The 12,896-nt window shown below is 40.4% G+C and carries 11 protein-coding genes; 8 read left to right on the forward strand and 3 right to left on the reverse strand.

Features of this window, described 5'->3' with window-relative positions; genetic code table 11:
- Together KZ793_RS20850 and KZ793_RS20855 are read left to right on the forward strand one after the other, a co-directional pair.
- The coding region (locus KZ793_RS20850) for an RHS repeat-associated core domain-containing protein (RefSeq protein ID WP_225817063.1) at positions 1 to 431 on the forward strand (431 nt) is incomplete at its 5' end.
- A gap of 7 nt (positions 432 to 438) precedes the next feature.
- The gene (locus tag KZ793_RS20855) at positions 439 to 900 is read left to right on the forward strand and encodes a hypothetical protein (protein ID WP_225817064.1); all 462 of its coding nucleotides are present in this window, start codon (positions 439 to 441) and stop codon (positions 898 to 900) included.
- A 95-nt stretch (positions 901 to 995) separates the two neighbouring features.
- Here KZ793_RS20855 and KZ793_RS23100 read toward each other — a convergent pair whose 3' ends face one another.
- Positions 996 to 1,127 (reverse strand): DUF7706 family protein, encoded by a 132-nt coding sequence (locus KZ793_RS23100; RefSeq protein ID WP_422615473.1) that lies wholly within the window; start codon positions 1,125 to 1,127, stop codon positions 996 to 998.
- 1,310 nt (positions 1,128 to 2,437) lie between these two features.
- Positions 2,438 to 4,765 (reverse strand): TonB-dependent hemoglobin/transferrin/lactoferrin family receptor, encoded by a 2,328-nt coding sequence (locus KZ793_RS20860; RefSeq protein ID WP_225817065.1) that lies wholly within the window; start codon positions 4,763 to 4,765, stop codon positions 2,438 to 2,440.
- A gap of 240 nt (positions 4,766 to 5,005) precedes the next feature.
- Here KZ793_RS20860 and dinB point away from each other — a divergent pair, with 240 nt between their 5' ends.
- Positions 5,006 to 6,061: a DNA polymerase IV gene (dinB, locus tag KZ793_RS20865; RefSeq protein WP_225817066.1), complete on the forward strand. Its 1,056-nt coding sequence runs from the start codon at positions 5,006 to 5,008 to the stop codon at positions 6,059 to 6,061.
- Between the two features lie 36 nt (positions 6,062 to 6,097).
- On the opposite strand, the gene pepD is transcribed toward dinB, so the two are convergent.
- Positions 6,098 to 7,558, reverse strand: coding sequence for a beta-Ala-His dipeptidase (gene pepD, locus KZ793_RS20870; protein ID WP_225817067.1), 1,461 nt, complete (start codon positions 7,556 to 7,558; stop codon positions 6,098 to 6,100).
- A 255-nt stretch (positions 7,559 to 7,813) separates the two neighbouring features.
- On the opposite strand from pepD, the gene gpt reads away from it, so the two are divergent.
- The 5 genes from gpt to aroL all read left to right on the forward strand — a co-directional run bounded on the left by gpt (position 7,814) and on the right by aroL (position 12,858).
- Positions 7,814 to 8,275 carry a xanthine phosphoribosyltransferase gene (gpt, locus tag KZ793_RS20875; RefSeq protein ID WP_118986831.1) on the forward strand — a complete coding sequence of 154 codons (462 nt, stop codon included), beginning with the start codon at positions 7,814 to 7,816 and terminating at the stop codon, positions 8,273 to 8,275.
- A gap of 15 nt (positions 8,276 to 8,290) precedes the next feature.
- On the forward strand, positions 8,291 to 9,538 hold the full coding sequence (frsA, locus tag KZ793_RS20880; RefSeq protein WP_225817068.1) for an esterase FrsA: 1,248 nt from the start codon (positions 8,291 to 8,293) through the stop codon (positions 9,536 to 9,538).
- Positions 9,539 to 9,791: 253 nt separating this feature from the next.
- Positions 9,792 to 10,895 (forward strand): glutamate 5-kinase, encoded by a 1,104-nt coding sequence (proB, locus tag KZ793_RS20885; protein WP_225817081.1) that lies wholly within the window; start codon positions 9,792 to 9,794, stop codon positions 10,893 to 10,895.
- A 9-nt stretch (positions 10,896 to 10,904) separates the two neighbouring features.
- Positions 10,905 to 12,158 (forward strand): glutamate-5-semialdehyde dehydrogenase, encoded by a 1,254-nt coding sequence (proA, locus tag KZ793_RS20890; RefSeq protein ID WP_225817069.1) that lies wholly within the window; start codon positions 10,905 to 10,907, stop codon positions 12,156 to 12,158.
- Between the two features lie 175 nt (positions 12,159 to 12,333).
- Positions 12,334 to 12,858, forward strand: coding sequence for a shikimate kinase AroL (gene aroL / locus KZ793_RS20895; RefSeq protein ID WP_225817070.1), 525 nt, complete (start codon positions 12,334 to 12,336; stop codon positions 12,856 to 12,858).
- The last annotated feature ends 38 nt before the right edge of the window (positions 12,859 to 12,896 follow it).

Genomic DNA, 12,896 nt, shown 5'->3' on the forward strand with positions numbered 1-12,896 from the left:
TTGGCCGGTTTATCACGCCTGACCCGATAGGGCTGGCGGGGGGCCTGAACTTATATCAGTACGCGCCCAATCCGGTCACTTGGATCGATCCTTGGGGGTTGGCCCCTAAAGCACCATTATCTTTGCCTGACGGCTACAAAGGACGAATAGATAGATTTAATGTTGGTAGTGGAACTTCATTTGAAATTCATGTATATGCTCCAAGCGGAAAAGAGGTTGGTATATATGGGCCTGATGGTTTCTTTAATAAGCATGGAACTATCGCGAATGAGGTTAAAATTCCTAAAAATGTTTCTGATACATTAAACGGTATTTCTGTTGATGAATTGAGAAAAATAGGAAAACTTCCTCAGAAAGGTACTCCTGGTAGCAGGAAATCTATTAAAGAATATTCTGAAGAAATCAGAAATAACCGACGTGCGGGATGTTAATGATACTATGGAAATAATAAAACTCATTGAGAATAAAGATGGATATACAATGGATAGTTCAGGTTATCCTGATTATGTGAATAGTGTGAGTGAGTTTATTCCTGACGAAGCATTACAATTTATGAGAGCAAGTTGGCATTATGATCATAGTGATAAGAGATGCCCTCACGATTCTAGAATAAAAAATTTATCCATTTTAGAAGAGAGTTTGGGGGACTTTAGAGTAAACAATATTCATATCTCGTTATTAGGTGCCTATGAAAATACTATAGAATTATTTTATTCTAATGTATTTACTTATTCTATTGAAAAGAAAAAATGTGAGTGGCCTGATGATGATTATTCTCATGGAGATTGGCTAATTGATGAAATATTATTATCAAGTGATAATTTCTTAGTGCATGAAATTATATTTACAGACGCAATAATAAATATAAAATGCAAGAATATAAGCTATTCAATAGTGTAAATTAGACTTCATAAATAATCGGAAAGATATTCCCAGATCCTTCCGATTTTATTCATGATCTACCGTGGCGCATAGCCACGGTACGCCAGCGCGGACTAGAGCTTAGAGATCGCAGCTTTGATTTGGTATGCTTCCTCGTCATTCACCGCACAGGCGCGTATCTCCGCCCAGTTTAACCGCTTAACCAACTGGGCTAATGCCAGCGCTTCAATGTGGGTCAACTGAATGAGATTATATTAAAACATTTAACAGAGTTAACCTCATAGCGAAAAAATAACAATAGCGTTTAGCAGTATTAAAAATGATTAAAGAAATGGGCTTTGATTTTAATATCAGTAATATATCTATTACCCTCTTTGGTTTTAAGCCTAAAAATAAAGGAAAAAGGAAAAACTAGAAAATCCGAGTATCAATTTAATGAAAATAGGAAAATTTAAATACAAGGCAGGAAATGGAAAAACGATTATATTTACAAAAATAGTTCAATGAAAACCATTCATTAAATGAATTTTTAATTAAAAAATAAGAAAACTATCGGAATAAAAATCGTTTTACTCTATATCACCCTTTTAAAAGTGTTCATTTTATCTTTTTACCTGCATTTCCCTTTAACGGCCTATTCACATCCATATTTAATTCATTTATCGGCAATGCTATCCTCCGCTTATTTTTACCTAACTGGTCATAACCATTTAAAAGAACAAAAACAGAAATATTAAAGATTTTATATAAAAGACGGATTTAACTATAAGTGCAGTTTTTTAAAAATACGTTAATCAAATTTAATCGAAATCCATTAACCATTAACAGAAAATTGAAAAGAAATCAGCGAGAAAAAGAATATTATCCGAAAAAACATAAAAGAGTCTCTTTATACCATCAGGTAAAAACTACTCAGGATTGCTGGTAAAGTAGAATCAGTAAAGATAAAACGCGGGTATGATTAACGTTTGTGAAATGTAAAACACGGTATACCATGATGATTAAAATTGATAAAAATCAGCCATTAAAGGTGGTAAAAATAACGGTTAAAATAATGACTTTTAATAACAGTTTAAAACCTACCTCTCATAAAGCTATAAGTGAAAAATAAGAAAAAATTGGTTTTGTTAATGCTTATATATCCCGAAAAAAATTAAATAAGAATATTAATAGGTTAATCAGGAAATTTATTATCCCAAAGGAACCGACTTTAATAACGTTTTTAATAGGGGAATAAATTTTTTTACAAACCGATTAAATTATGCAAAATCAACACTTTAAATACACGGGTTTAAATTTGTTTTACATTGATTTAATCATTCCAATAACGTTGTTTTTCTACGGTTTTATTTAAATGTTTAAATACCCGTTTAACCGTTATAACCTTTCTGGCTGATTAATCTGCCAGACTTTTACCATCGTTGATGTATTAAAGCATTAGAGAAAACTAATCAGCCGATGACATACTATTTAAAGTTTCCGATGATGTGAAATTTTAAATGGGTTGGTTAGCAGTCTAAGTTCCCTCAAACAGAGGGAACTATCAGGTGAGAAATCAGAACTTCTGGGAGATACTGAATTTGATGTTACGTCCAATCCCGGAAACCGATTCACCGAGGTATGGGCGATAATCACGATTAAACAGGTTATTTACTGTGACACGTGCTTCAAGACCTTGCCAGAAATTAGGTTGCCAACTGGCGAATAAGCCATGTAGTGCATAACCTTTGCTTTTTGGTAATGCCCAGTAACCTGCTCTTGGATCGCTATCTGTGGGTGAGCGGTCTTGTTTACGGATAAAATCACCAGTCCATCCCATCGCCATTTGCCATTGAGGGATTTTTACACCTAACATGGCGTGAGCGGAAGTTGGTGGAACTTCAGCAATCCAAGTTTTACTTCCCCACCAGGGATTAACTGGAGATGCGTCTCTTTGCCCACGCATTGTTGAGAAAGAGAGTTTGCCAAATAAGTAGTTACTATTATAGAAGGTTTCGATTTCTAGCCCTTGGATGGTATATCCAGGAAAATTACCATAAACGGATATCGGTTTCTTACAAGCTGATATAGGAGCGCCATTAGCTTGTGCTTCGCACAGTACACTGCCATGACGAACAAATATTTCATTCTTTCCTCGGTTACGGAATAGCGTTGTTCGGATTTGTAAATTATCCTGATCGGTCAACAAGTTGTTGAAATCCAGAATTGCACCGAATCTTAAGCCGGTTATTCTTTCTACATCCAGATTACGGCTGGTGGCAGAAATGGTTGTACCTGCTCGTTGTAATTCATATTGTTCATCTACCACTGGAGCACGCCATGTACGGCTGAAATCAGAAAATAGTGACAGATTTTGTGTTGCTTTCCATATGACGCCTAAATGAGGAGACCAGCCAGTATAGGTAACACTGCTGTAATCGTGGCCTACTTCTGGAGATTGATTATTATAAATAGATGCAATATTTTTCTTACCGGTATTTTTGATATGGTCATAACGAATACCCGGTGTTACGGTTACGCTGCCAATAGTCATTGCGTCTTGTAAATAAAAACTGTGGGTTGTTTGTTCTCCTGATGGCATATAGTTTGGTTGGAAATAACCATAATTATAATCAGGTTCCTTATTTTTGGTTTTGTCGTTCATAAGGGTGTTGCGTTGGTTTTGGTGCCAACGAGTTCCAACGAGTAATGAGTGTTCTATTGCTCCAGTGGTAAAGACACTCTCATTGTGTATATCCGCCAGATTATCTACATAGTTAATCCAGCTTTCATTTCCCAGAGAAGCAAAATATGAATTTGTTAAATCCTTTGGGCGTTTGTCATGTTGCTCTGTTTTGGAATAAGCATAAGTTGCTGTCAGATTAAGTAATGGATTATCTTCCGGTGCAAGGTTCCATTTAGCAGTGTAGTTTTGATCTGTTTGATCACGATAAACCAGCTTACGACGCCAAGCTTCATCCCAACCATATTTGTTAATATCGTATTCGGAAGGTATATTTATTTTATCGCGTTTTGCTGCCCACGGCTGCCAACCATCAGAATCAGAACGCATAGCGGAAAGTGTCAATGTATTAGCATCGTTCAGGTAAAAGTTAGTTTTCAGTAAGTAGGATGCTTGATCACTTTTAGAGAACGCAAAACGGGTACCATCTGGTCGCTTAATATTGCCGCCATCTCGTTTGCTCATATATAACAAGCCGTCAGCGAAGCCTTCTATTGTCCGACCATAAATTGCGCTGCTGTAAATATTTTGGCGATCATTGGTGTGATAACTGTATTTCAGCAATCCGCCAAAATCTTCTCCCGGCCGTAACAAATCACCGGCATCTTTGGTGACAACTTTAACTGTTCCGCCAAATCCGCCATTACCATCAAGTAGATTATGTGGGCCTTTATCGACATCGACTCGTTTGATTAATTCGGGTTCAATAAAGATAGAGCCTTGGCGATATTTTTCGAAGCCTTTCGGTGCATCATCCAGGGTGACTTTAACGTCTTCGGTATCACCCATTCCCCAGATATTCAGGGTTTGGCCGCCAGGACGAGGCGATCCTGACATAGAAACGCCGGGAAGTTGATCGAGCAGCTCGGCAATATTATCTGCCTGGGTACGTTCAATATCCTCTTTTTTCAATACTGAGCTTCCCGCACTGACGCTATTATTCAATCCGCCAATAACAGAAAGTGTAGAAAGTGTGATCACTTTCTCTGATTTTTCCGGTTTTTCTTTTGATTTTTGCTCTCCATTTTCCTGTGCAGCCAGATAACCTGGCAGGCTAGTACTCAGCATAATTATGCTTGATAAAGCATAATGAAGAGTGCGATTAATTGGCTTTGTCGTTGCTGTAGCTGAGGTTTTTTGTGGTTTCCCGCTATTTTTCATTGTTATAAGCATCCTTGGAATCTCATTAAATAAAAAAGTTGTACTTACAGGATAGGTCACTTAACGCAAGGAATCGGGCAGTAAAAAGTTAATAACGGTATTAATTATTTTGTTGCTCAAGATATTTTCAAATCTGAGCTAGAAGTGTCTTTTAACAGTAGCTCTGATGTTGTTACTAGATTGCTCTTGAGTCTATTTTTATGTATATTTATACAGTAATTGATAATGGGCCAAAGCAGAATGCGAAAGATTATTCATATTGATATGGATTGTTTCTACGCAGCTATTGAAATGCGTGATGATCCGTCACTTCGTCATATTCCCATTGCTGTAGGTGGCAGCGCAGACCAGCGGGGTGTTATTAGTACAGCTAATTATCCTGCCCGTCGTTTTGGGGTACGTAGTGCAATGTCTACTGCAATGGCGCTGAAACTTTGCCCTCAGCTTAAAGTTCTTCCGGGGCGTATGGCGCTTTATAGGGAGGTTTCCCTGCATATTCGTCAGATATTTTCTCGTTATACCGAGTGGATAGAGCCTCTGTCATTGGATGAAGCTTATCTGGATGTCACTGATAGCCATCATTGTTATGGATCTGCCACACTTATCGCACAGGAAATCCGTAAATCCATTTTTGATGAATTACAATTGACGGCATCAGCCGGTATTGCACCGGTGAAATTTTTGGCAAAAATCGCTTCTGATATTAATAAACCGAATGGGCAGTATATAATTTCTCCTGATAGAGTGGCTGATTTTGTTAAGGTTTTACCTTTACGAAAAATTCCGGGTGTTGGCAAAGTCATGGTGCAACGGCTGGCTAATATGGGGCTGGAAACCTGTGCTGATGTACGAAAATATGACGTCATTGTTTTGGTGAAACAGTTGGGGAAATTTGGTCAGGTACTTTGGGATCGTTGTCACGGTATTGATGAACGATTGGTGAATCCAGATCGTCTGCGAAAATCAATCGGTGTGGAGCGGACACTTGCGAAGGATATTCATCAATGGGAACAGTGCACTGAACTTATAGAAAGTTTATATCTGGAATTAGAAAAACGATTGAGTAATGTTAAACCTGATCTGCGGATTGCCCGTCAGGGGGTTAAACTGAAATTTGATGATTTTCAACTGACAACTCAGGAACATGTTCATCCACTATTGGATAAACAGGATTTACTCCAACTGGCCCAGAAAACATGGACATCTCGCCGGGAAGGGCGTGGCGTTCGTTTAGTGGGTTTGCACGTGACTTTGCAGGACCCAGAAATTGAGCGGCAACTTTTGCTTGAATGGTAATTCCCCTGCCATCACATTGAGGCAGGGGAGAGCTGATTAAGCCTTTTCAGGAATAGCTTTCAGAATTGCAGTCAGCAGTTGCCAGTATTGCCCGACACTCTTGATATGCACTTGTTCGTCAGGAGAGTGAGCGCCTGTAATAGTTGGTCCGATAGATACCATATCCATATCAGGATAAGGTTTCTTAAACAGGCCACATTCCAATCCTGCATGGATCACCATAATGTTGGGTGTTTTATCGAACAGTTGTTGATAAGTTTCCTGTACTAAATGCATCACTGGAGAATTTGCATCTGGCTGCCAGCCGGGATAATCGCCTTTAGCGGAAATCTCAGCATTTGACAGTTTAGCTAGCGAAGAGAGCATACCTATGACATAGGACTTGCCGCTGTCGATAAGCGAACGGATTAAGCAAATAATATTTACCTTATCTTGTTCCATTGCTACAACGCCCACGTTTAGCGAGGTTTCTACTACACCTTTGATGACATCACTCATACGAATAACACCATTGGGGGTACTGTTTAGCAATGAGATAAAACGGTTTTGGCAATCATCGGTTAATGCCTGAATATCGGTTTCGGCCTCTTCCAATAATACAGTCAGGTTTTTCTCAACGATGGCATATTCATTTTTCAGTATACCTAAGTAGTTATCTTTCAGTTGGATAAGCTGTGCTGCTTTATCGGCGGGTATGGCAACAATAACATGGCCTTCACGCGGAATGGCATTACGCAGAGTACCGCCTTGGAAGTCGAGCAGTTTTAGCCCTAATTCCTGAGTATGGGCGGCAAGGAAGCGTGCCAGTAGTTTGTTGGCATTACCCAGTCCTAAATGAATATCACAACCGGAATGCCCGCCCTTTAGACCTTTGATTATCAGTTTTAGTGTTTTGTAGTTAGCCGGAACAGCTTCACGAGTCAATGCTAAAGTGGTGGTAAAATCGACACCTCCAGCACAACCCATGTAGATTTCCCCTTCTTCTTCTGAATCGGTATTGATTAAGATATCCGCTTGAAGCCAGTTCGGTTGCAGGCCAAAGGCGCCATCCATTCCGGCTTCTTCCGTCATGGTCAATAAAACTTCTAGCGGGCCATGTTTTACATTGTCATCAGCCAATACAGCCAACGCTGATGCCAGGCCAATACCATTATCGGCCCCCAGTGTTGTACCTTGGGCAGTAACCCATTCGCCATCAATATAAGGACGGATAGGATCTTTAGTGAAATCGTGTACTGTATCGTTGTTTTTCTGCGGCACCATATCAAGATGTGCTTGCAGAACAACCGATTTACGATTTTCTAACCCTTTACTGGCTGGCTTTTTGATCAGAATATTGCCGACTTGATCACGTTCAACGTACAACTCTTTTTCTTGCGCCCATTGAACAATGTGGATTGCCAGGGCTTCTTCATGGTAAGAAGGGTGAGGAATAGAGCAGATTTTGGCAAAGATGTCCCATAGAGGTTGAGGGGATAATTGTGATAGTTCTGACACGACGAATCTCCTATGACTGCATCTCAATTAAGATGGAAATACTACTCTCTACCCGAGAAATAGTTTTTATATGATAAGTGCTTAACGCCATGATGTTATTGGGCTCAGAATATCACTTTACTCTTGTTAAGAATAATACGATTCATCGATTCCCGGTTTCCGCTAGTTTTTACAGACCTAAGTCACTATAATTCGCGCAACTTTTTCTACGAGATGCTTTTCTAAAGTATTTTTAAGTTGTCGGGATCGATTTTTATGAGCGAAAAATATGTCGTAACCTGGGATATGTTGCAAATACATGCCCGTAAATTGGCACAACGTTTACTCCCTGTCGAACAGTGGAAAGGCATCATTGCCGTTAGTCGGGGTGGTCTTGTACCTGGGGCGCTTTTGGCGCGAGAATTGGGTATCCGTCATGTAGATACAGTCTGTGTTTCCAGCTATGACCATAATAATCAACGTGAGCTACAAGTTCTGAAAAAAGCAGAAGGTGATGGTGAAGGTTTCATTGTTGTGGATGATCTGGTTGATACCGGAGGAACCGCTCAAGCCATCCGTGAAATGTATCCAAAAGCCCATTTTGTGACTATTTTTGCAAAACCGGCAGGTCGACCTCTGGTTGATGATTATATTGTTGATATTCCTCAAGATACTTGGATAGAACAACCCTGGGATATGGGGGTAGTATTCGTTCCACCAATTTGTGAAGGTAAATAAAATCAGCAACTTGTTATGACAAACCGGAACCTTTCAGAATCACTTTTTAAGCCAAGACAAAAACATCAGGAAACTTCCACGCTGGTAAAACACCGCTATCCCAGGTTAATTGCGGGTAATTACAGTACATTGGATGGTAATAGTCATGGTAGCTGGTATCGCATGATTAACCGGCTTATGTGGATTTGGCGAGGCGTTGATCCGTTTGAAATAGAAGAAGTGTTGTGCCGGATTGCCATGACAAACGCTCAGCGCAGTGATGATAATTTACTGGATACTGTGGTTGGGTATCGTAAAGGTAACTGGATTTTTGAATGGTCACATCAGGCAATGTTATGGCAACAGAAAGCATTACAAGCAGAACAGACCCCAGAAGCGGGTGGTTTCTGGTTGAAAGCGGCTAATTTGTATAGCATTGCCGGTTATCCCCATCTTAAAGGGGATGAATTGTCTCAACAAGCCGTTGTTTTAGCCAATAAAGCTTATGAAAATGCGGCTCGTTGCTCTGACTATCAGTTGAGGAAAATAGAGTTCAAACTGAAAGAAGGTGGTTGTGTGACCGGCTTCCTTCATCTGCCTCAGCAATTGCAAAGGCCCTCTCCAACTATTTTGGTTTGTGGCAGTTTAGATAATTTGCAAAATGATTATTATCGGTTATTCCGTGATTATCTGGCGCCGCTTGGATTTGCTATGTTAACGGTAGATATGCCTTCGATTGGTTACTCTTCACGTCTGAGGCTGACACAGGATACCTGTATTCTCCATCAACAAATAATCCATCAACTGGCTGAAATTCCCTGGATTGACCACACCAGAATTGGCTTATTTGGTTTTCGCTTTGGTGCCAATATTGCCGTCCGGTTGGCATATTTGGAATCTAAACGTATCAAAGGTGTTGCGACTCTTGGTGCTATCGTTCATGAGTGGCTTAGTAGCGTTGAACATCAACAAAGTTCACCTTCGATGTATCTTGATATGTTTGCTAGCAGACTGGGTATTTATAATGTGGATGAAAATGCATTTCGCCTCGAACTCGGTTGTTACTCCCTTAAAAAACAAGGTTTGTTAGGCCGGCGTTGTTCCGTTCCTATGCTAGCGGGTTACTGGCAGAATGATATTTTCAGCTCGAAAGAAGAATCTAAGCTGATAGCAATGTCATCAATGGAGAGTAAATTACTGGCTATTCCGACAACGCCTGTTTATAGCAGTTTTAATAAAGCGTTACAGGAAATTAGCAACTGGTTGAAAAATAAAATCTGTTAATAGAGTTTCTATTACTTATTGATTTTTTAAATACTTTACAGGATTTCTACAATATTTTATCGGTGCTGTTGACTCTTTCGAATCAAAATTGACATTTTATAAAGATTTCAAGTGTTTTTGGATGAAGTAAATAGCATGGGTTGGTTTTAAACTCCTATTTTTTCAATTTAGCATTATGCCTGTTGGCATAACGCTTCTCTCCTGTTAAAACTGAGCACTGTTTTTTTAATTTAAATCTAATGGCAAAAATATGATGAATAGCAGCCAAACATTGGTTGTGAAACTGGGGACGAGTGTACTGACAGGCGGCTCTCGTCGCCTGAACCGAGCTCATATTGTAGAACTGGTAAGGCAATGTGCTCAGCAGCATGAAAAAGGTCATCGCATTATTATTGTGACTTCCGGTGCTATTGCGGCAGGGAGGGAACATTTGGGCTATCCGGATCTACCAGCAACGATTGCATCCAAGCAATTGCTGGCGGCGGTCGGTCAAAGTCGGTTGATTCAGTTATGGGAGCAGCTCTTTTCTATTTATGGTATCCATGTTGGGCAAATGTTACTGACCCGAGCGGATTTAGAAGATCGCGAACGTTTTTTAAATGCCAGAGATACCTTACATGCTTTACTTGATAATCGCATTGTGCCTGTAATTAATGAAAATGATGCGGTTGCGACAGCAGAAATTAAAGTTGGTGATAATGATAATTTATCTGCGCTAGCAGCAATTCTGGGGGGAGCAGATAAATTGCTATTGCTGACGGATATTGAAGGGCTATATACCGCTGATCCGCGTAGCAATCCAGACGCAAAACTTATCCCGGAAGTTTATGACATCAGTGATGAATTACGTATGGTTGCCGGTGATAGCGTTTCTGGTTTAGGGACGGGGGGAATGGCAACTAAACTTCAGGCTGCGGGGATTGCAGGTCGTGCTGGTATTGATGTCATTATTGCTGCGGGTAACAAACCTGATGTCATCTCTAATGTCATTGAAGGTAATCCAATAGGTACTCGCTTTCATGGGTTGGAAAGCCCGATGGAAAATCGCAAGCGTTGGATTTTTGGCGCACCTCTGGCGGGTGAAATTATTGTTGATCATGGTGCTGAAACCGCAATCTGCGAAAAAGGCAGTTCTCTATTACCGAAAGGGATTAAAAATATTAAAGGTGATTTCTCCCGTGGAGAGGTTATCCTCATTCGTAGTCTGTCTGGTAAGGATTTTGCGCATGGTGTTTGCCGTTATAACAGCGATGCTCTACGTTTGATTGCAGGGCACCATTCACAACAGATAAGCCAAATCCTCGGTTATGAATATGGTGCTGTTGCAGTTCATCGTGACGACATGATCGTGAGTTAAGGATTCATAATGTTAGAACAAATGGGAAAGGCTGCCAGGGAAGCTGCATGGCAACTGGCACAGCTAAGTACAAAACAGAAAAATCAGGCATTAATCCACATTGCAGATTTACTAGAGCAGGAAAGTGCAATCATTCTTGAAGCTAATCAGCTTGATATGATTCAGGCCCGTGAACAGGGCATGAACGAAGCATTGTTGGATCGTCTGTTATTGACGCCAGAACGTTTGATAGCGATAGCGAATGATGTTCGTCAGGTATGCCGTTTATCTGACCCGGTAGGGCAAGTCATTGATGGCAGTTTGCTTGACAGTGGCTTAAGGTTGGAGCGTCGCCGTGTACCACTAGGTGTAGTTGGGGTGATTTATGAAGCGCGCCCTAATGTCACCGTCGACGTTGCATCTCTGTGTTTGAAAACCGGTAATGCGGTTATTTTGCGCGGTGGTAAAGAGACTCACAATACTAATCAAGCGACAGTGAAAGTCATTCAGCAGGCACTTGAACAGAGCGGATTACCTACCGCAGCAGTACAAGCGATAGATAAACCGGATCGTGAGTTAGTCATTCAGCTACTGAAAATGGATCGCTATGTGGATATGTTGATTCCACGTGGTGGTGCAGGGTTGCATAAGTTGTGCCGTGAGCAATCGACCATTCCAGTTATTACGGGTGGAATTGGCGTTTGTCATACTTTTGTCGATGAAAGTGCTGATTTTGATAAGGCATTAACTGTAATCATTAATGCTAAGGTGCAACGTCCAAGTGCCTGTAATGCTTTGGAAACTTTGCTGGTACATCAGAAGATTGCGGCTGATTTTCTGCCCGCATTGAGCAAGAGCATGAAAGAGCAGGGAGTTACTCTGCATGCGAGTAAATCAGCAATGGCATTTTTGAAAGATGGGCCGGCTAAGGTCGTGGATATCACAGAAGCAGATTACCGTGATGAGTGGTTATCTCTGGATATGAATGTGGAAATTGTCAGTGATATGGGGCCGGCCATTGATCATATTCGGACATACGGTACCGCCCATTCTGATGCTATTTTGACTCAATCTTTGCACAATGCTGACTATTTTGTTCGTCAGGTTGATTCTGCCGCGGTTTATGTGAATGCTAGCACTCGCTTTACTGATGGTGGTCAGTTTGGCCTGGGGGCTGAAGTTGCCGTTAGCACGCAGAAACTGCATTCCCGTGGCCCAATGGGATTAGATGCGCTGACTACGTATAAATGGATTGGTTATGGAGATGATTTAATCCGTAATTAATTTGTTTATTGTTACCCCAGAAGTGTATCTGATTATATTGAAGTTTCGATAAGATCATGCTTTGGGGTAGCTTTTACCGTATATATTAACTTTTGATTTTACGTTGATGTAAAGTTCTGGTTACTATAGGCGTTAATATATTTTTAACGATGAAATTTACCAAGGATATCAGGCAGTGAACCAAATATTGTTTATTGTAGGTGCACGTGGAGCAGGAAAAACGACGGTTGGAAAATTATTGGCCAATGAATTATCGTACACATTTATTGACACTGATCACCATATCCAACAAACCAGCAATATGACCATTGCGGATATTGTTAACCAGCAAGGGTGGCAACAATTTCGGCAATTAGAAAGTCAATCTTTACAACAAGTTAGCCAAAGTAATCACGTTATTTCTACCGGTGGAGGGATCATTCTTTCCGCTGAAAATCGCCAATATATGCGACAAAATGGCACGGTGATTTATCTTCAAGCTTCAGCGAGCATCTTGGCCGAACGATTAATGCAGCAACCAGAAAATACCCAACGCCCTAGTTTGACGGGAAAATCTATTGTTGAAGAGATGGAGGAAGTGCTTGCCGCCAGAGAGAATCTCTACTGTGAGTGTGCAAATCATATTATTAATGCGCAACTTTCACCGGAAAAAATTACAGCTTATGTGAAAGAAATGATTCTCTCTAGGATAATCTCCTGACACTATTTTAGTATTCTTTATTAAAGAGATAGGAATAT

It is taken from the genome of Photorhabdus antumapuensis (assembly GCF_020387775.1).
GTDB classification, from domain to species: domain Bacteria; phylum Pseudomonadota; class Gammaproteobacteria; order Enterobacterales; family Enterobacteriaceae; genus Photorhabdus; species Photorhabdus antumapuensis.

Coding starts and splice junctions, on each gene's coding strand:
- KZ793_RS20855 (WP_225817064.1), top strand. CDS start 439: ATGGAAATAATAAAACTCATTGAGAATAAAGATGGATATACAATGGAT.
- KZ793_RS20860 (WP_225817065.1), bottom strand. CDS start 4,765: ATGAAAAATAGCGGGAAACCACAAAAAACCTCAGCTACAGCAACGACA.
- dinB (WP_225817066.1), top strand. CDS start 5,006: ATGCGAAAGATTATTCATATTGATATGGATTGTTTCTACGCAGCTATT.
- gpt (WP_118986831.1), top strand. CDS start 7,814: ATGAGCGAAAAATATGTCGTAACCTGGGATATGTTGCAAATACATGCC.
- frsA (WP_225817068.1), top strand. CDS start 8,291: ATGACAAACCGGAACCTTTCAGAATCACTTTTTAAGCCAAGACAAAAA.
- proB (WP_225817081.1), top strand. CDS start 9,792: ATGAATAGCAGCCAAACATTGGTTGTGAAACTGGGGACGAGTGTACTG.
- proA (WP_225817069.1), top strand. CDS start 10,905: ATGTTAGAACAAATGGGAAAGGCTGCCAGGGAAGCTGCATGGCAACTG.